The sequence below is a fragment of the Streptomyces sp. NPDC031497 genome (assembly GCF_055580905.1).
Map to the genome: position 1 here is coordinate 56,364 of NZ_JBVIKO010000039.1, position 17,889 is coordinate 74,252.

17 protein-coding genes are annotated in these 17,889 nt (G+C 72.6%); 7 read left to right on the forward strand and 10 right to left on the reverse strand.

Features of this window, described 5'->3' with window-relative positions; genetic code table 11:
• Positions 1-99 precede the first annotated feature (99 nt).
• The 6 genes from ACZ5K7_RS44800 to ACZ5K7_RS44825 form a co-directional block, all read right to left on the reverse strand.
• On the reverse strand, positions 100-1,413 hold the full coding sequence (locus ACZ5K7_RS44800; RefSeq protein WP_468923658.1) for a hypothetical protein: 1,314 nt from the start codon (positions 1,411-1,413) through the stop codon (positions 100-102).
• A gap of 2 nt (positions 1,414-1,415) precedes the next feature.
• Entirely contained in the window at positions 1,416-2,486 is a 1,071-nt protein-coding gene (locus ACZ5K7_RS44805; RefSeq protein WP_468923661.1) for a hypothetical protein, read from the reverse strand.
• Entirely contained in the window at positions 2,483-3,334 is an 852-nt protein-coding gene (locus ACZ5K7_RS44810; protein WP_468923664.1) for a COG1470 family protein, read from the reverse strand. The genes ACZ5K7_RS44805 and ACZ5K7_RS44810 overlap by 4 nt, the downstream gene beginning before the upstream one ends.
• Before the next feature lie 29 nt (positions 3,335-3,363).
• Positions 3,364-4,074: an LPXTG cell wall anchor domain-containing protein gene (locus ACZ5K7_RS44815; protein ID WP_351706452.1), complete on the reverse strand. Its 711-nt coding sequence runs from the start codon at positions 4,072-4,074 to the stop codon at positions 3,364-3,366.
• Between the two features lie 245 nt (positions 4,075-4,319).
• On the reverse strand, positions 4,320-4,838 hold the full coding sequence (locus tag ACZ5K7_RS44820) for an ATP-binding protein (protein WP_450972871.1): 519 nt from the start codon (positions 4,836-4,838) through the stop codon (positions 4,320-4,322).
• A gap of 180 nt (positions 4,839-5,018) precedes the next feature.
• Positions 5,019-5,423 (reverse strand): STAS domain-containing protein, encoded by a 405-nt coding sequence (locus tag ACZ5K7_RS44825; protein ID WP_351706458.1) that lies wholly within the window; start codon positions 5,421-5,423, stop codon positions 5,019-5,021.
• Between the two features lie 304 nt (positions 5,424-5,727).
• Here ACZ5K7_RS44825 and ACZ5K7_RS44830 point away from each other — a divergent pair, with 304 nt between their 5' ends.
• Entirely contained in the window at positions 5,728-6,621 is an 894-nt protein-coding gene (locus ACZ5K7_RS44830) for an RNA polymerase sigma factor SigF (RefSeq protein WP_351706461.1), read from the forward strand.
• Positions 6,622-6,922: 301 nt separating this feature from the next.
• On the forward strand, positions 6,923-8,428 hold the full coding sequence (locus ACZ5K7_RS44835) for a ricin-type beta-trefoil lectin domain protein (protein WP_468923669.1): 1,506 nt from the start codon (positions 6,923-6,925) through the stop codon (positions 8,426-8,428).
• Between the two features lies 1 nt (position 8,429).
• On the opposite strand, the gene hutI is transcribed toward ACZ5K7_RS44835, so the two are convergent.
• From hutI to hutU, 4 genes are all read right to left on the reverse strand, one after another.
• Positions 8,430-9,608, reverse strand: coding sequence for an imidazolonepropionase (hutI, locus tag ACZ5K7_RS44840; protein ID WP_450972869.1), 1,179 nt, complete (start codon positions 9,606-9,608; stop codon positions 8,430-8,432).
• 20 nt (positions 9,609-9,628) lie between these two features.
• Entirely contained in the window at positions 9,629-10,975 is a 1,347-nt protein-coding gene (locus ACZ5K7_RS44845) for a formimidoylglutamate deiminase (RefSeq protein WP_468923713.1), read from the reverse strand.
• Positions 10,966-12,168, reverse strand: coding sequence for an allantoate amidohydrolase (locus ACZ5K7_RS44850; protein ID WP_468923716.1), 1,203 nt, complete (start codon positions 12,166-12,168; stop codon positions 10,966-10,968). The genes ACZ5K7_RS44845 and ACZ5K7_RS44850 overlap by 10 nt, the downstream gene beginning before the upstream one ends.
• 185 nt (positions 12,169-12,353) lie before the next feature.
• Positions 12,354-14,018 carry a urocanate hydratase gene (hutU, locus tag ACZ5K7_RS44855; RefSeq protein ID WP_468923673.1) on the reverse strand — a complete coding sequence of 555 codons (1,665 nt, stop codon included), beginning with the start codon at positions 14,016-14,018 and terminating at the stop codon, positions 12,354-12,356.
• Positions 14,019-14,182: 164 nt separating this feature from the next.
• On the opposite strand from hutU, the gene ACZ5K7_RS44860 reads away from it, so the two are divergent.
• The 5 genes from ACZ5K7_RS44860 (at position 14,183) to ACZ5K7_RS44880 (ending at position 17,885) form a co-directional block, all read left to right on the forward strand.
• Entirely contained in the window at positions 14,183-15,610 is a 1,428-nt protein-coding gene (locus ACZ5K7_RS44860; protein ID WP_468923676.1) for a type III PLP-dependent enzyme domain-containing protein, read from the forward strand.
• A 171-nt stretch (positions 15,611-15,781) separates the two neighbouring features.
• A complete protein-coding gene (locus tag ACZ5K7_RS44865) occupies positions 15,782-16,171 on the forward strand; it encodes a hypothetical protein (RefSeq protein ID WP_089102296.1) in 390 nt (129 codons plus the stop codon).
• Positions 16,168-16,959 carry a transcriptional regulator gene (locus ACZ5K7_RS44870; protein ID WP_468923679.1) on the forward strand — a complete coding sequence of 264 codons (792 nt, stop codon included), beginning with the start codon at positions 16,168-16,170 and terminating at the stop codon, positions 16,957-16,959. Before ACZ5K7_RS44865 ends, ACZ5K7_RS44870 begins: the two co-directional genes overlap by 4 nt.
• 31 nt (positions 16,960-16,990) lie before the next feature.
• Positions 16,991-17,494: a roadblock/LC7 domain-containing protein gene (locus ACZ5K7_RS44875; RefSeq protein ID WP_351706482.1), complete on the forward strand. Its 504-nt coding sequence runs from the start codon at positions 16,991-16,993 to the stop codon at positions 17,492-17,494.
• Between the two features lie 16 nt (positions 17,495-17,510).
• Positions 17,511-17,885, forward strand: a complete 375-nt coding sequence (locus ACZ5K7_RS44880; RefSeq protein WP_351706485.1) for a hypothetical protein — start codon at positions 17,511-17,513, stop codon at positions 17,883-17,885.
• Positions 17,886-17,889 lie beyond the last annotated feature (4 nt).

Here is a 17,889-nt window from a genome sequence, read left to right on the forward strand (position 1 = left end):
CCACCGCGTTCTTTTGAACGGGGTGGCCCTCTTGCGTTGTCGGCCAACGGTTTGTGGGGGCTGGTCGCGCAGTTCCTCGCGCCCCTCAGAAGCGGTGGGTCACCTCGTCCTCTTTCGCGGCATGAACGTGAACACGGCGCCTCCCAGCAGGATCGCCGTTCCCGCTACCAGTCCCAGCGCCTTCACCGCCCCGTTGCTGCTGTCGCCCGTCTCCGCCAGGCCGCCGCTGCCGCTCGAACTGCCCGACGAACCGCCCGACGTCGACGAACCGCCCGACGCGCCGCTCGCCTGCTCGGTCGTGTCCAGGGTCAACGACACCTCCGACTTGGTCGGCGTGCACGTCGTGGTCGTACCGAGCGCGTTGACCGTCAGGACGCCCGGTGACAGCGTCGACTCGCCGCTCGCGCCCGGCTTGTAGGTGCCTGTCAGGTCCGGGATGTCGATCGGGTCGCCGGACTTGATCGCGGAGGAGTTGGTGGGGCCCTCCACATGGACCGTGCCCTTGTCGGCGCCGCCCAGGACCACCTCCATCGACGGCTTCACCGAGTCCGCCGGGATGTCCGCGGGGCTGTCCATCACCGACCCGTTGAACCGCACGGTGAGGTCGAAACTCCCGCCGTTCTTCTTGGCGTTGATCTGCACCGGCGAGGTCGCGTTCTTGTCGCCGATGGGTGTCTTGCAGGCGTAGGGGACCTCGACCTCCTTGCCCGTGAAGTCGGTCTGGCCGGTGCCCGTGCCGTCGGAGGCGGAGGCGGAGGCGGAGACCGAATCGGACGGGGAGGCGGAGGCGGACTCCGACGCCGAGTCCGTGGGGGACGGGGAGGCCGAGCCGGTGCCGGTCGGGGTCGCCGAGTCGCTGGAGCCGCTGCCGGTCACCTCGATCGTCGCCGCCTTCGGCACCGTCCCCGAGGGGGTGCACACGGTGTCCGTCCCGAACGCGTTGACCTTGTAAGCGTCCGGGGTGAGCGTCACCTCGCCGGGTGAGGTCAGTTTCAGCGTGCCCGTCATGTCGGACAGCACCATGTCGCCGCCCTTGGGGATCGCCGGGTTCTCGCGCGGCCCCTGCAGGGCGATGTCGGCGGTCTGGGCACCGGCCGCCTTGAGCGTGCCGGACGGCTGGACCGAGTTGGCGGGCAGGTCGATGATGTCCGGGTTCTTGGACGCGGCCTGTACGAACTTCCAGGTGATGTCGACCGTGTCGCCGACCTTCGCGGTGGCGGGCGCGGTGATCTCCACCTTCGTGGTCCCGTCGACGGGGTCGGCGACCCCGGCGGGCGGTACGCAGTGGGTCGCGAACGACACCTCGGCCGCCTGTGCGGTGCCGGCGGCCGCGCCGAGCAGGGCGCCCGCCCCGGCGAGGACCAGCGCGGCCGCCGCCGCACCCGCTCTGACCGGTGTCACTCTCCTTCGCATGGTCACGTGGTTCCCTTCCTGGTGGGAGTCGTGGGACTCGTGGAACTGTCGTCGTGCGGTGCGGAGAGCCGACCGGCCGCCGTGCCCGGATCGTTGTCCGGGGTGAACCACGGCAGGGTCGAGGTCGTGTCGGGCGCGGGCTCCGGCGCGCGCACGCGGGGCAGGCGCAGGGTCGGGCGGTGCACGCCCCGGTGGCGGATGCCGCCCGCGCGGGGCGGCCGCACCCGGTCGACCACCGCCATGCCGATGCGGAAGACGGCGGCCGGTACGACCACGCAGAGCAGGAGCCAGAACAGGGTCACTCCCCAGGGGCGGCCGACGCCCCAGGGCTGCTCGGCGAGGACCTTGCCGTCGTACCGGAGGGAGACGGTGTAGTCGCCGTGCGCCCCGGCGGAGAGTTCGACGGGCAGCTTGATCTGCGCCTTCTTGCCGGGTGCGAGGGTGCCGCGCCACTGCTGCTCGTCCCACTGGGGGGCGAACACGCCGTGTGCGGTGCCGACCTGGAAGACGGGGTCCTTGAGGGTGGTGGAGCCCGCGTTGCCGATGGTGAAGACGAGGGTGCGGGAGGGAGGTGCGCCGAACCAGGTCAGCAGGCCCGAGGAGCCGTCGAGGCGGCTGTCGGTGAGCATCGCGAGGCGGCCGCCGGTGGGCTCGGCGGGCAGTGCCTTCACGGGGTGCCCGGCGACCCGGAAGACGGCGTCCGCGTCGGCCTTCGCGCCGGTCACGGTGGCCACGTGCACCACGCAGGGGCAGGGCACCGGCGGCTCGGCGACCGGGAGTTGCTTGCCGAAGCCGCCCTTCGCGTCGGTGGTGACGGCCCGTCCGTCGGCGTTGGCGCAGGAGTTGGTGCCGCCGACCACGCCCCGGGCGGGGGTGGCCTGGCCGCAGATCAGCATCATCAGCAGGGTGTGCGGCCGCCAGCCGGTGCCGCTCACGGTGATCGACCCGCCGGTGCCGGCCTGGGCCTCGGAGACCTTGACGGCCGGTCCGTCGGTGGCCGCGGCCTGGGGCGTCAGAAGCAGTGCGAACACCGCCGCCAGCGCCGTCGATATCGCGATCGCACGCGCTCTCACCTCGCCGCTCCCGTCAACTCGGTCTCCATGGGCAGGGGTTCGGCCGCCGCCCGGCCGGCACGGCGCCTGCGCAGTCGTACGACCGTCACGGCGGCGCCCGCCGCCAGCGCGCCGGCGGTCCCCGCGACCGCGCCCCAGGGCACGAACCGCGCCCGGGCGTCCGCCGTGTCGTGCGCGCCGCCCGCCGCCGTCGCCGTCAGCCGGACGTCGACCGCGTCCAGGGCGGGGTGGCCGGGCCAGGGCTCGCTGAGTCCGGTACGGCTGCCCGGGGCGAGGCGGACCGGGAGGGTGCGCGGGGGCCGGTCGAGCAGGTCCCGGCCGAAGACACCCTCCGCGTGCACCGCGAGCTTCGGTACGAGGACGGTCGTCCCCCGGTTGACCAGCTCGTACGTGATGCGGTCACCGTGGACGGCGACATGTTCGACGGTCAGCGCGGTCAGGGTGGGGCCGCCGACGCGCAGCCGGACGCGGACGGTGGCGGTGCGGCCGTCGGTGTCCCGCGCGACGAGCGTGCCGGGGCGGTCGCCGGGGGCGGCACCGCTCGGGACGGTCACCGTGAAGGGGACGTCGGCACGGGTGCGCGCGGGCACGCGGACGCTCGGCTCGGCGAAGGCGACGGGGACGCCGGTGCCGGACAGCCGTACCGTGACCGGGTGCCCGCCGCGGTTGGTCACCGACACGGTGTCCTGGAGGACGGCCCCGGGGGCGCCCTCGGCGTAGAAGGACGGGCGGCCGCCGCCCGTGGGCGCGAGTGACCAGCCCCCGGCCGCCGCCGCGTGCGGGGCGGTGGCGAGCAGGGTCAGCACGGCGAGGCCGAGCACACGGGTGGCGGACTGGGCGGACGGCATGGGCGGCTCCAGCGGTCGGACCCTCAAGGTCAGCGGCGTACGGCCTGGTTCCGCCGGGTCAGCCAGAGGGCGCCGGCCGCGCCCGCGAGCAGCACGGTGCCGCCGAGGGTGCCGAGCGCGACGAACGAGTCCTCGGGGCCGGTCTTCGGGAGGGTGCCCGCGGAGTCGGCACCGGTGCCGCCGGACGACGAGGCGGAGCCGGTCGAGCCGGTCGAGCCGCCCCCGCTCGCGGCGCTCACGTCCAGGGTCAGGGACGGGCCGGGGTTGTTGGTGGGAGTGCAGGTCGTCGTCGTGCCGAGCGCCTTGATGGTGAGGATGCCCGCCGTGAACGTCACCTTGCCGGTCTTCTCCGGGGTGTAGGTGCCGCTCAGGTCGTTGATCTTGATGGGCGTGTTGGCGGGTATCGCGGCCTGGTTGGGCGAGCCGGTCACGTTCAGGGTCCCGCTGTCGGCGCCGCCGAGCTTGATGGTGGCGCTCGGGTTCATCGCGCCCTTGCCGAGTTCGACGGGGCTGGAGGAGACCCCCTTCTGCCAGGACATCGTGATCTTGTAGCCGCTGCCGCTCTGCACGCCCTTGATGTCGATCGGGGAGACAGCGCTCTTGTCTCCGATCGGCGTCTTGCAGGCGTAGTTGACGTCGACGACGGTGGCGTGCGCCGCCGGGGCGGTGAGCAGCACCGCCGAGCCGGCCAGGGCGGCGGCGGACGCGAGCACGGCGGTGCGTTTCGGGTACGACGACACGGTCGGTCCACCCCATTCGCTACTGACGAGGTATCAGATTCGGCCGTCAAGGTACGCCGGGGCCCATGAGGAGGGAAGAGAAAGGGCGTGGCGGAAGTGTGAGTGCCCCGTGAGTGAAGCGCCCCGCAAACGGCGCGGGGCTCTGTCGATGTGCGGCTCCGCCGCGTGGGCGCGAGCAACCAAGGACAACGCGCAGCCGCCGACCGACACAACGCGGCACCCCGGTGGGCGCACGCCGCCCCCCGTTACGCCGGCGCCCCCAGCTCCGCCCAGACCGTCTTCCCGGCCTCGCCGGACGCCCGGACGACCCCCCAGTCCAGGCACAGCCGCTGCACGATGAACATCCCGTGCCCTCCCGGCCGTCCCGCCCGGTGCGGAGTCCGCGGCGCCGGCTGCCCGGCCCCTCGGTCGGACACCTCCACGCGGATCACCTTGTCGTCGCAGGCCAGGAACAACTCGTCCGGCCCCTCGGCATGCAGGCACGCGTTGGTGACGAGCTCGGAGACGACGAGCAGCACATCCTCCGCGGCGGCCCTGCGGTCGGCGGACGCGGCGGGCAGCCAGCCCCACGCGTACAGCGCCTGCCGGGCGAAGTCGCGCGCGAGCGGGACGACCCCGCTCTCGCCGACCAGGCGAAGCCTGCGGACCTGACGACCCCCCGACGAGGCGGGCGGCACGTCGGACGCCGCCCCCTCGGACACCCCGGAGACGCCGCTGGTCTCCGGGCCGCGGTCGCCCGGCGGGTAAGGCCGGGTGGTGCTCATCAGCGCTTCACCTCACCGTTTCACCGGTTCACGATTCACAAATTCGCGTTACTGCAGTTCGTACGGGCCTGTCGGTATGACCTACTCGACCGGAGCCGGTAGGTCGCCGACAGATCCAGAATGTCTCCTGCCCGGGCGATCGGCCGGGACACCCCTCGGTTCCGAACACCGGGCCAGAACTCAGCTCTCGTTGTCGGTTTCGTCGGGTTCGCCGGGTTCGTCGGCCAGGGCCGCCTCGACGGAGTCATGGACGGTGAAGACCGCCTCGGCCCCCGTGATCTCGAACACCCGGGCGACGACAGGCAGCATCCCGGCGAGATGCACCCCGCCCCCGGCGGCCTCGGCCCGCAACCGGGTACCGAGCAGCACGTTCAGCCCGGTGGAGTCGCAGAACTCAAGGCGTGAACAGTCGACGACAAGGCGTGAGAAGCCTTTGTCGAGAAGATCATCGAGAGGCTCGCGCAGCAGATCGGCGGTGTGGTGATCGAGCTCACCCGCCGGAATCACGACGGCGCTGGGGCCCTCTTCCCGCACTTCCACCAGCAGCCGGCCCGACTGTGCGCTGCCGACCGTCCCGTGGTCCATTGCCGTCTCTCTCCCGAGGTCGTGACCGCTTTTACCACCGTCTGACCGATGTCTGACGATGCCCACCGATGTCTGACGAACGCCACGTCGGCGCCCTCGAACATTACGCCTTCTCCACGTACTCCGACACCCGAACAACCCCCCACAATCGGACAAATGCTAATAGAACGGACTTGCGAGTGGCTCGGCGGAGCGGGTAGGCCTAGTAGGGACAAGAAACCGACACGGCCGGCTTTGGAGGCGCCGCACACCGCAGTGCACGCACGGCTTCGGCAGCCTTATGCCGAGAACGATGGAGGACACCATGTCACCCCGGCTCGACGCATCGCATACCCGGACGGCGACGTCGACACCCCCACCGGAACAACTGGATGCCATCGAGGGACTCGCCACGGAGCTCGACCTCCCCGAGATCCCCCCGTACGACCAGGTCGACGCGGTCGACGCGCGAGCCCTGTCCAAGACCCTCTTCGCGCGGCTGGAGTCGCTGGAGGAAGGCACCCACGAGTACTCGTACGTGCGCAACACGCTCGTCGAACTGAACCTCGCGCTCGTCAAGTTCGCCGCCTCCCGGTTCCGCTCCCGCAGCGAGCCGATGGAGGACATCATCCAGGTCGGCACGATCGGCCTGATCAAGGCGATCGACCGCTTCGAACTCTCCCGCGGCGTCGAGTTCCCCACCTTCGCGATGCCAACCATCATCGGCGAGATCAAGCGCTTCTTCCGCGACACGTCGTGGTCGGTGCGGGTCCCGCGCCGCCTCCAGGAGCTGCGTCTCGACCTCGCCAAGGCGGGCGACGAGCTGGCCCAGAAGCTGGACCGCGCCCCCACGGTCGCGGAACTCGCGGAGCGCCTCGGCCTCTCGAACGACGAGGTCGTCGAGGGCATGGCCGCCTCCAACGCGTACACGGCCTCCTCCCTGGACGCGCAGCCGGACGAGGACGAGTCCGAGGGCGCCCTGGCGGACCGCATCGGCTACGAGGACCACGGCCTCGAAGGCATCGAGTACATCGAGTCCCTGAAGCCGCTGATCGCCGAACTTCCCTCCAGGGACCGCAGGATCCTCTCGCTGCGTTTCGTCGCCGGCATGACCCAGTCGGAGATCGGCGAGGAACTCGGCATCTCGCAGATGCACGTGTCCCGGCTGCTGTCCCGGACCCTGGTGCAACTGCGCAAGGCGCTGACGCTGGACGAGTGACAGAAGCGGCTGCCGGGGTCGTACGACTACTGCGGGCGCGTGGGAGCAGGCCGCTCCCCCGCGCCCGCAGCCGTACGCCGGACACGCCCCCGTCGGCCGCCCCGCCCGACAACCCCCGTCGCCCGCCCCGCCCGTCTCTCCCGCCCGTCTCTCCCGCCCTTCTCCCCCGCCCGTCTCCCTCGCTGTCTCTTCCGCCCGTCTCTTTTCGTCAAAGGCCTCCCTCGCGTCCCGCCCACACTCCAAACTGGCCGGTACGTCAGCAAGGACGGGCACACGGCCGGCCGGCACGAAGGGGCGCACGATGGTCCAGGACAACCCACCCCCGGACGCACGCCTGACCGAACTCCTGCGCGCGCCCGCCGCCACCGCCTACCCGGCCCTCCAGGAACTGCGCGCCCGTCACCAGCCCGCGGTCCTCGGCTACGCCCGCCTCTGCACGACCGGTGACGCGGCGGCCCGCCGGCTCACCGCGGGGACCTTCGCCACCGCCGCCCGGGACATCGCGCGCGGCGCCGAGCCGGTCGTCCCCCTGCGCCACCATCTGCTTCTGCTGACCGCACGGCTGGCCGCCGAGTGGGCGCACGACGAACGCTCCGCCGCCCTGGACCCCACCCTCCTTCTGGTCCTGAACTCGACGGGCACCCCCGAGCCGCCCGCCCCGCCCCTGCTCGCGGCCTTCCAGTCCCTGCCGTCCCGCACCCAGGGCCTGCTCTGGTACGGCGTACTGGACCAGGAACCCCCGGCCCGGACCGCAGCCCACCTCGGCCTGACCCCCGAGGACGTCCGGTACGACACCCCGCCCGCGCTCCAGTCGCTGGCACAGGCCTGTCTGCGCGGCCGCCTGGCCGCCTCCGACGACCCGCGCTGCGCGGACTTCCGCCGGCTGATCGAGGAGTCGGTACGCCCGGAGAACCCCCGGCACAGCGCCGACCTGCACGCGCACATGGCCCACTGCCCGTACTGCACGGCCGCGTTCGAGGACCTGACCGCGCTCCGGGACAGCCCGCGCACGACGCTGGCGGAGGGCCTGCTGCCCTGGGGCGGAACGGCGTACATCCGGCAGGAGACCCCGTCGGAGGCGCCCGCCGAGCCCGGCCCGGTGCGCGGACGCCGGTCCCCGTCCCGCCGCGTCCTGCTGACCTCCACGGCACTGGGCGTGGCCCTCGTACCGCTGCTGCTGGTCCTCCTGACCCGCCCGGCCTCGCACCCCCGGAACCCGGCGGCCGCGACGCCGCCGGCACCGCCCACCACCCCGCAGGTGACCGTGACGGCGACGGCGACCCTCTCCCCGTCGCCCTCCCGCACGAAGCCGTCGCACAGCCCGACCCCGACTCCGCCCCCCACCCCGACTCCGACCCCGACACGCTCCGCCTCGCCGACCCCGTCACCCGCCCCGAAGCCCCCGGGCGCCGGCTACGCCCAGGTCGTGAACGCCGCCACCGGCCGCTGTCTGGACGTACGGGACGGCGACTTCGACAACGGCACCGACGTCGTCACGGCCACCTGCTCCGCCTCCGCCACCCAGCGCTGGCGGGTCGACGCGGACCGGGGCGTGCTGGAGTCCGCCGCGGACCCCGACTTCTGCCTGGACAGCCGGGGTTCGGTCGACAAGGGCGTCGGCATCTGGGAGTGCTCGTCGGTGGACGGCGACCACGGCGACAACCTGCGCTTCACGGTCGTCTACGACGGCGAGATCCGCCCGGAGATCGCCCTCGAGACGGCCCTCACCCCGAACGGCGACGACCAGCTCTCCTTGGACCCGATCACCAACGGCACGGCCCAGCGCTGGCGGGCCGGGGCGAGCTGAGTCAGCCGACGGACCGGACGCCCCTGCGCCACACCCCGGCGACCAGCGGAACCCCGGGCCGGTAGGCGAGGTGGACGTGGCTGGGGGCGTCCAGCAGGGTCAGGTCGGCATACGCGCCCGGGGTGAGCCGGCCGATGTCGTCCCTCCGCAGGGCCTGCGCGCCGCCCGCCGTCGCCGACCACACCGCCTCGTCCGGGGTCATGCGCATGTCCCGGACGGCCAGGGCGATGCAGAAGGGGACGGAGGAGGTGAAGGAGGAGCCCGGGTTGCAGTCCGTGGACAGGGCCACGGTCACGCCCGCGTCCAGGAGGCGGCGGGCGTCCGGCCACGCGGCGCGGGTGGAGAACTCGGCGCCCGGCAGGAGGGTGGCGACCGTCCCGCTGTTCGCGAGCGCGTCCACGTCGGCGTCCGTGAGGTGGGTGCAGTGGTCGGCGCTCGCCGCGTCCAGTTCGACGGCCAGCTGGACGCCGGGGCCGTAGGAGAGCTGGTTGGCGTGGACGCGCGGGGTCAGGCCCTTCGCCTTGCCCGCGGTGAGGATCGCGCGGGCCTGGTCGCCGTCGAAGGCGCCCTTCTCGCAGAAGACGTCGATCCAACGGGCGTACGGGGCACAGGCGTCGAGCATCTCGCCGGTGACCAGGGAGACGTAGGCGGCCGGGTCGTCGGCGTAGTCCGGGGAGACGATGTGGGCGCCGAGGTAGGTCACCTCGTCGGTGTGGGCGGCGGCGATGCGCAGGGCCCGCGCCTCGTCCTCGACCGTCAGGCCGTAGCCCGACTTCGTCTCGAAGGTGGTGGTGCCCTGGCGGAGGGCCTCGGCGAGGTAGTGGGTGAGGTTCGCCTCCAGCTCCGCGTCGGTCGCGGCGCGGGTCGCGGCGACGGTGGTGCGGATGCCGCCCGCGGTGTACGACCGGCCGGACATCCGGGCGTTGAACTCCTGGGTGCGGTCGCCCGCGAACACCAGGTGGGAGTGGGAGTCCACGAAGCCCGGCAGCACCGCCCGGCCGCCCGCGTCGACCCGGTTGTCAGTGGCGGGTGCTTTGCTGGATTCACCGGTCCACACGACACGGTCGCCGTCGATGACGACGGCCGCGTCCTGGATCAGACCGAGAGGGGAGTTGTCACCGAGGGAGGGGTCATTGGTGACCAGCGTGGCGATGTTGGTGATGACGGTGCTGCTGCTCATGGTGTCCTCGTGGGTGGTCGTCAGGCGCGGAGGGCTTCGACGGCCCGCGCGAGGGCTTGCGGCGCATCGGGTACGAGGGTGTGCGCACCGTCTCGTACGACGTGCCGGCCGCCCACGACCGTGTGCCGTACGTCCGCTGCCGTCGCCGCGAATACGGCCGTCTCGGCGCCCAGCCGGGGCAGCGGCCCTGCCGTTCTGACCGAGTCGAGCGCGATCGTCGTCAGGTCGGCGAGCATGCCGGTCTCGATGGTGCCCGCGCCCTCCCAGCCGAGGGCCGCGTGGCCGTCGGCGGAGGCGGCGCGCAGCAGGGCCGCGGCGGTCCAGTGGCCCCGGGTACGGGTGCGCAGCCGCTCGTTCAGCTCCATCGCGCGCGCCTCTTCGAGCAGGTCGATGACGGCGTGGCTGTCGGAGCCGAGGGAGAGCGGCGAGCCCGCCCGCTGAAGGGCGACGGCCGGTCCGATGCCGTCGGCCAGGTCCCGTTCGGTGGTCGGGCACATGCAGGTGCCGGTGCCGGAGCCGCCGAGCAGCGCGATGTCCTCGTCGGTGAGGTGGGTGTTGTGGACGCCGGTGGTGCGCGGGCCGAGGACGCCGTGGTCGGCGAGCAGCCGGGTGGGGGTGCGGCCGTGGGCGGCCAGGCAGGCGTCGTTCTCCGCCGTCTGCTCGGACAGGTGCACATGGAGCGGGGCCCGCCGCTCCTCGGCCCAGCGGGCCACGGTCGCCAACTGCCTGGCGGGCACGGCCCGTACGGAGTGGATCGCCGCCCCGATCCGCGCGTGATCCCGTTCCTTGAGAACTGAACAGCGTTCGGCCCAGGCCTCCGCGCTGCCGTCGGAGAAGCGCGTCTGGTGGGCGTTGGGCGGCTCCCCGAAGCCTGCGGAGAGGTAGGCGGTGTCGAGGAGGGTGATGCGGATGCCGGCGTCGGCGGCGGCCGCGATCAGCGCCTCGCCCATGGCGTTGGGGTCGGCGTACGGGGTGCCGCCGGGGGCGTGGTGGACGTAGTGGAACTCGCCGACGCAGGCGATGCCCGCGAGCGCCATCTCGGCGTACACCGCGCGGGCGAGCGCGTGGTAGGTCTCCGGGGTCAGCCGGTCGGCGAAGGAGTACATCAGCTCGCGCCAGGTCCAGAAGGTCCCGGAGCCGACCTGGACGGTGCCGCGCAGGGCGCGGTGGAAGGCGTGCGAGTGGGCGTTGGCCAGGCCGGGGAGGGTGAGACCGCGGAGGATCTCGGCCATCGGCGGCGGGGTGGGGGTGTCCGTGCGGACGGCGGTGATCCGGCCGTCCGCCACCTCCACGGCGACACCTGGCTCGACATACGTGTCCAGCCAGGCGTACTCCAACCAGTACGTCGTCCGTGTCGTCACCCGCAGGCCAGCCCTTCCAGTACGTCGGCGAGCGCGCCCACCCCGGCCACGCAGTCGTCCTCGGCCGCGAACTCGGCCGGGGAGTGCGAGACACCGGTGGGGTTGCGCACGAACAGCATGGCGGTCGGGATGCTCCCGGAGAGGATCCCGGCGTCGTGTCCCGCACCGGTGCCCAGGACGGGCACGGTGAGCCCGGTGTCCCGGCCGAGCACACGGCCGAGTTCGTCCCGCAGGGCGTGATCGAACTCGACGACCGGGGTGAAGGACTCCCGGACCACGTCGAGATCGATGCCGTGCGCCTGCGCGTACTCCCGGGCCGCCTTCTCGATGCCGCCGACGACGGTGTCGAGGGTGGCCTGGTCGGCGGCGCGCGAGTCGAGCCAGCCGCGCACCAGGGAGGGGATGGCGTTGACGCCGTTCGGCTCGACGGCGATCTTCCCGAAGGTGGCGACGGCACCGGCGAGTTCGGCCTCGCGGCGGGCGGCGAGCACGGTCTCGGCGTACGACAGCATGGGGTCGTGCCGGTCGGCCAGCCGGGTGGTGCCGGCGTGGTTGGCCTCGCCGCGGAAGTCGAACCGCCAGCGTCCGTGCGGCCAGATGGCACTGGCGACGCCGACCCGGTCCCCGGACAGGTCCAGCGCCCGGCCCTGCTCGACGTGCAGCTCGACGAAGGCGCCGATGCGGGCGAGCCGCTCGGGGTCGGCGCCGATGGCGTCGGGGTCGTGGCCGGCGGCCTCCATGGCCCGGGGCAGGGTGACCCCGTCCCCGTCGGTCAGCCGGTGCGCCTGCTCGACGGTGAGCTGCCCGGCGGTGAGCCGTGACCCGACACAGGCGAGCCCGAACCGGGCGCCCTCCTCGTCACCGAAGTTGACGATGGCGAGGGGCCTCGTGAACTCCGCTCCCCTGCCGCGGAGTTCGTCGAGCGCGGCGAAGGCGGACACGACACCGAGGGGGCCGTCGAAGGCCCCGCCGTCCGGGACGGAGTCCAGATGCGACCCGGTGACGACGGCGTCCCCGGCGGCGGGGTCCCCCAGCCAGGCCCACTGGTTCCCGTTCCGGTCGACCTCGTACGTCAGCCCACGCGCCTCGGCCTGCTCCATGAACCAGGCCCGGCACTCGGCATCGGCCCCGGTCCAGGCGAAGCGCCGGTAACCGTGGGAGTCGGCGTGCCGCCCGATGGGGAGCAGCTCACGCCACATGGAGTGGAAGGAGGCCGCGCTCCGTACAGGCACAGGCTGTGGGCAGTCGTTCCGCAGGGCGATGGGGGTCCCCCCGCTCGAACGAAGTTGAGAGTGGGGGAGGGTGGGCACAGCCGCACCCGCGCTGGGCAACGAGGCATCGGCCCCCACCGGAGCGCTGCCGCCACGTCCCCCCTCACGGGCATTCACGCGTCGTCACCCTCGCGCATCGGCACCCGAACCCCCCGCTCGTCGGCGACCGACTCCGCGATGTCGTACCCGGCGTCGACGTGCCGGATGACGCCCATGCCGGGGTCGTTGGTCAGTACCCGCCGGATCTTCTCGCCGGCGAGCTTCGTACCGTCGGCCACCGTCACCTGCCCCGCGTGGATGGACCGCCCCATCCCCACCCCACCGCCGTGGTGGATGGAGACCCAGGACGCACCCGACGCCACGTTCACCATGGCGTTCAGCAGCGGCCAGTCGGCGATCGCGTCGGACCCGTCCAGCATGGCCTCCGTCTCGCGGTAGGGCGAGGCCACGGAGCCGCAGTCGAGGTGGTCGCGGCCGATGGCGAGCGGGGCTGCCAGCTCGCCGCTCGCGACCATGTCGTTGAACCGCTCGCCGGCCTTGTCGCGCTCGCCGTAGCCGAGCCAGCAGATACGCGCCGGCAAGCCCTGGAAGTGGACCCGCTCACCGGCCAGCTTGATCCAGCGGTGCAGGGACTCGTTCTCCGGGAAGAGGTCGAGGATCGCCTTGTCGGTCTTGGCGATGTCGGAGGCCTCACCGGACAGGGCCGCCCAGCGGAAGGGGCCCTTGCCCTCGGAGAAGAGGGGGCGGATGTAGGCGGGGACGAAGCCGGGGAAGGCGAACGCCCGCTCGTACCCGGCGAGCTGGGCCTCGCCGCGGATCGAGTTGCCGTAGTCGAAGACCTCGGCACCGGCGTCCATGAAGCCGACCATGGCCTCGACGTGCCTGGCCATGGACTCACGGGCGCGGGTCGTGAAGCCCGCCGGGTCCTTGGCCGCCACGTCCGCCATGTCCTCGAAGGCGATGCCCACCGGCAGATAGGCGAGGGGGTCGTGCGCCGAGGTCTGGTCGGTGACGATGTCGATGGGGGCGCCCTCGGCCAGCATCTGCGGAAGCAGCTCCGCCGCGTTGCCGAGCAGGCCGATGGAGAGCGGGCGACGGGCGTCGCGGGCCTCGACGGCGAGCTGGAGGGCGTGCGCGAGCGAGTCGGCCTTCACGTCGAGGTACCGGTGCTCGATACGGCGCTCGATGGCACGCGGGTCGACGTCGATACAGATCGCGACGCCGTCGTTCATGGTGACGGCGAGCGGCTGGGCGCCGCCCATGCCGCCGAGGCCGGCGGTGAGGGTGATCGTCCCGGCGAGGGTGCCGCCGAACTTCTTCGCGGCGACGGCGGCGAAGGTCTCGTAGGTGCCCTGGAGGATGCCCTGGGTGCCGATGTAGATCCAGGAGCCGGCGGTCATCTGGCCGTACATGGTCAGGCCGAGGGCCTCCAGACGGCGGAACTCCTCCCAGTTGGCCCAGTCGCCGACCAGGTTGGAGTTGGCGATGAGGACGCGCGGTGCCCACTCGTGGGTCTGCATCACGCCGACCGGGCGGCCGGACTGGACCAGCATGGTCTCGTCCTGCTTGAGGGTGCGCAGGGTGCGGACCATGGCGTCGAAGGAACGCCAGTCGCGGGCGGCCTTGCCGGTGCCGCCGTAGACGACGAGCTTGTCGGGGTGCTCGGCGACCTCGGGGTCGAGGTTGTTCTGCAGCATCCGCAGGGCGGCTTCCTGCTGCCATCCCAGGGCGCTCAGTTCCGTACCGCGCGGCGCTCGTACGGGGCGGGGTCCTGACATGGTCTGCCTCCTAGCGAATGACGGCCAGTGAAGTGTTCCTGCGGTTATTCGGTTATTCACATCCTGGCCCGCTGAATAGAACTAGTCAATACATTGGTCCGCCAGCGCGGCCGCGTTCCGGATGTTTGGCTGGACTTATGGGCCTTAAGGGTGCGGACGACGACATGTCGGGGGACGTCGCGGTGGACGACGAAGCGGAGAACGAGGCGAGCGAAGGAGCGGGCGACGAAGTGGGCAGGGACGACGGTGAGCGGGTGGTGCGGCGGGACGACGCCGTGCGGGCGGCGGTGGAGCAGGGACTGCTGGGGCCGGACGCGCCGATCGTAGGCCTGCTGGACGTGACCGGCATCCGTGCCTCGGCGGCGGCGCTGCGCCGGGCGTTCGAGGCGGTCGCGGCGCCCGGCACGCCGATCCTGCACGCCTTCGCGGTGAAGGCGAACCCGCTGGTGCCGGTGGTGCGGCTGCTGGCCGGGGAGGGCATCGGCGCCGAGGTGGCCAGCGCGGGCGAGCTGGCGCTGGCGCGGGCGGCCGGGGTGCCGGCGGAGCGGACGGTGTTCGACGCGCCCGCCAAGACCGGGGCGGAGCTGCGGGAGGCGCTGGCGCTGGGCATCGCCGTGAACGCGGACAATCCGCAGGAGCTGCGGCGCATCGACGCGCTCATGGACTCCGCCCGCTCCCGCTCGCCGCTCGGGATCCGGGTGAACCCGCAGATCGGGGCCGGGAGCATCGGCGCCACCTCCACCGCGACGGCGACCTCGAAGTTCGGGGTGGGGCTGCGGGACGAGGGGGCGCGGGAGTGGGTCGTGAGGGCGTTCGCGGAGCGGCCGTGGCTGACACGGCTGCACGCGCACATCGGTTCGCAGGGGATTTCGCTGTCGCTGCTGGCGCGGGGCGTGGCGGAGACGTACGCGCTGGCCGAGGAGATCAACGCGCGGATCGGGCGGCGGCAGATCGACACCCTCGACATCGGCGGCGGGCTGTCGGTCAACTTCGCGTCGGAGACGACGGAGCCGACGTACGCGCAGTACGCGCGGCTCCTCGCGGAGGCGGTGCCGGGGCTGTTCGACGGGCGGTACGGGCTGGTGACGGAGTTCGGGCGGTCGCTGCTGGCCCGGTACGGGACGGTGGTGGCCCGGGTGGAGTACGCCAAGAGCTCCGGCGGACGGCGGATCGCGGTGACGCACGCGGGCGTACAGGTGGCGGCACGGACGGTGTACGTGCCGGGGACCTGGCCGCTCAGGATCGCCGCGTACGACGCCAAGGGACGGCCCAAGGAGGGCCCGGCGGTGGTGCAGGACGTGGCGGGGCCGGCCTGCTTCACGGGCGACCTGCTCGCCGAGGGGCGCGCGCTGCCACTGCTGGAGCAGGGCGACCTCGCGGCCGCGCTGGACACCGGGGCGTACTACTTCGGCACCCACTTCTCCTACAACTCCCTTGTCCGGCCCGGGGTTTACGGCTTCGTACCGGACGGCGCCGGAGGCGTGGCGTTCGCCGTCGTACGGGATCCGCAGACGGTCGCGGAGATCGTGGCCGATTCCGGAGGGGCGCACGCCGACGCGCTCACCACCCCGCGCACCACCGGAAGCCGTTGAGACACCCGAAACAGAGGGATCAACTGGTGTGAAAAGCAGCCCAGTTGACCAACACTAGCCTGCCGCAAGCATGTTCCACTGGAAAATGCCAAACGCATCCCTCCCGTCGCACACGTTGCGTAGTGTCTGCGTCACTCAACCGGAGAGCCAGGCGGTGGGAGGGGAGCCACGGTGCCCGGAATCGACGAGTGCTTACTGGAAGCGATGCGACTGCCCGGTGCCCGGGGGGCCGCGTTGGTCGACTGGACGAGCGGGCTGGCCCTGGGCACGGTCGGGGAGGCGCCCGGCGGTGACCACGAGACCACCGCGGCGGAGGCCGCCGAGCTGGCCCGGCTGGCCGCCGAGCACGGGGCGTTCAGCACGGAGGACGACACCGAGGTGAGCCCTCCGGTGGAAGACCTGATCGTCAGCAACCGGGACAGCTACCACCTGCTGCGCTTCGTGGTCACGTCCTTCGACGCCACGGTGTTCCTGCATCTGTGGCTGGCCCGCGAGGACGGCAATCTCGCCCTCGCCCGGATCCGGCTCGGCGAGATGGCCGAGCGGCTGGTGCTGGGATGACCGTGGTCGAGATACCTCCGCCGCTGCCGGTCCGGGACCGGGCGGCCCCGTACGACGGGGCGGCCGGCGCGCTCTCGCCGATGCTGATACGCCTCGCCGACGAGCGGGCCACCGGAGTCCTGGTCCGCGAGCACGGCACCCTGCACCTGGCCGAGGGCCGCGTGGTGCACGCCGAGAGCCCCCTCGCCCCGGGCCTCGACGTGCTCCTCACGGCCCACGGCACGCTCGACCCGGCGGTCTGGCCCTGGACCGACGACATACCCGCCGCGGTGCACCGGCTGCTCGCCGCCGGTCTGCTGCCGAGAGGCTCCCTGGAACTGTGCCGCCTCGGCGCGCTGTACGACGCCGGGTACTTCGCGCTCGCGCCCAGCAGCACCCCGTGCCGGTTCCGCTACGGCACCCCGGCCGCCGCCGGCCCGTTCCCGGCGGTCCCCGTCACCGCGCTGGAGCGGGAGACCCTGCGCCGCCGCGAGCTGCTGTACCGGATCTGGCCCGATCCGTCGACGGACGGCGCCCCGCTGATCCGCGCCGACCCGGTCGCGGCACCGCCGGTCACCCAGCGCCAGCGGGCGGTCCTGGACCGGGTGGACGGCGTCCGCACGGCCCCGGAGATCGCCCGCGAACTGGGCCGGCCGGCCTTCCACACCCTGGTGGACATACGACGGCTGACGGCGGCCGGACTCCTCGCCCCGAGGAGCACCACGGCCGCCCCACCCCGGCTCCCCCCGGTCACCGACCCCGACATCGCGCTGCTGAAGAGGCTCAGGGATGCGCTGGAGGCCCTTTGAACGGCACCGCCCCGCCGAGAGGAGACAGCTGATGGCGGCAGAACCCGGCAGCTCCGACAGAGAGACCGTCCTCGACGAACTGCGCCGGTTACGCACCCGGATGCCCCAGCTCACCGGCGCCCTCGCGGCCGGCGTGGACGGCCTGGTCGTCGCGCACGACTGCCCGGGGGTCGACCCGGAGGGTCTCGCCGCCCTGACGGCGGCCGAGCTCGGCGTCGCCGTGCGGGTCTCCGACGCCACCGGCAAGGGCGAGCTGAAGGAGCTGCTGGTACGCGGCGAGGACGGTTATGTCGCCACCTACGCGGCCGGCCGCAGCGCCGTACTCACCCTGCTCGCCGAGGACCGGGTGAACGTCGGCCGGCTCCACCTGGAGGGCCGCCGGGCCGCCGCCCGCATCGGAGAGCTGGTCGACGCCGCCGAGGCCGCCGCCAAGGCCCTGCGCCCGGCCCGCACCACACCAGCCACACGGACCAGAACCACGCGCACGCCACGGACCAGCACCACCACCGACGCGCGCACCGCAACCGACAGTTGAAAGGAAACAGAAAGTCATGGCCAACACCGAAACCGCGCTGAAAGAGGCCCTCACCTCCATCGAGGGCGCCACCGGCGTCGCGCTCGTCGACTACACCACCGGCATGGCGCTGGGCACGATGGGCGGCAGCAAGACCTTCGACCTCAACGTGGCCGCCGCCGGCAACACGGACGTGATCCGCGCCAAGATGCGCACCATGGAGCACCTGGGGCTCAAGGGCGAGATCGAGGACATCCTGATCACGCTCTCCACCCAGTACCACCTGATCCGGCTGCTCAAGGGCCGCGGCGGCAACGGCCTCTTCCTCTACCTGGTCCTGGACATCTCCCGGTCCAACCTGGCGATGGCCCGGCACCAGCTGAAGAAGATCGAGGAGGACCTGGAGGTCTGACCCC

Bases quoted from the DNA above. Each gene is read 5' to 3' on its own strand.
- ACZ5K7_RS44800 (WP_468923658.1), bottom strand. From the start codon at position 1,413: ATGCGAAGGAGAGTGACACCGGTCAGAGCGGGTGCGGCGGCGGCCGCG.
- ACZ5K7_RS44810 (WP_468923664.1), bottom strand. From the start codon at position 3,334: ATGCCGTCCGCCCAGTCCGCCACCCGTGTGCTCGGCCTCGCCGTGCTG.
- ACZ5K7_RS44820 (WP_450972871.1), bottom strand. From the start codon at position 4,838: ATGAGCACCACCCGGCCTTACCCGCCGGGCGACCGCGGCCCGGAGACC.
- ACZ5K7_RS44825 (WP_351706458.1), bottom strand. From the start codon at position 5,423: ATGGACCACGGGACGGTCGGCAGCGCACAGTCGGGCCGGCTGCTGGTG.
- ACZ5K7_RS44830 (WP_351706461.1), top strand. From the start codon at position 5,728: ATGTCACCCCGGCTCGACGCATCGCATACCCGGACGGCGACGTCGACA.
- ACZ5K7_RS44835 (WP_468923669.1), top strand. From the start codon at position 6,923: ATGGTCCAGGACAACCCACCCCCGGACGCACGCCTGACCGAACTCCTG.
- hutI (WP_450972869.1), bottom strand. From the start codon at position 9,608: ATGAGCAGCAGCACCGTCATCACCAACATCGCCACGCTGGTCACCAAT.
- ACZ5K7_RS44850 (WP_468923716.1), bottom strand. From the start codon at position 12,168: ATGTGGCGTGAGCTGCTCCCCATCGGGCGGCACGCCGACTCCCACGGT.
- hutU (WP_468923673.1), bottom strand. From the start codon at position 14,018: ATGTCAGGACCCCGCCCCGTACGAGCGCCGCGCGGTACGGAACTGAGC.
- ACZ5K7_RS44860 (WP_468923676.1), top strand. From the start codon at position 14,183: ATGTCGGGGGACGTCGCGGTGGACGACGAAGCGGAGAACGAGGCGAGC.
- ACZ5K7_RS44870 (WP_468923679.1), top strand. From the start codon at position 16,168: ATGACCGTGGTCGAGATACCTCCGCCGCTGCCGGTCCGGGACCGGGCG.
- ACZ5K7_RS44875 (WP_351706482.1), top strand. From the start codon at position 16,991: ATGGCGGCAGAACCCGGCAGCTCCGACAGAGAGACCGTCCTCGACGAA.
- ACZ5K7_RS44880 (WP_351706485.1), top strand. From the start codon at position 17,511: ATGGCCAACACCGAAACCGCGCTGAAAGAGGCCCTCACCTCCATCGAG.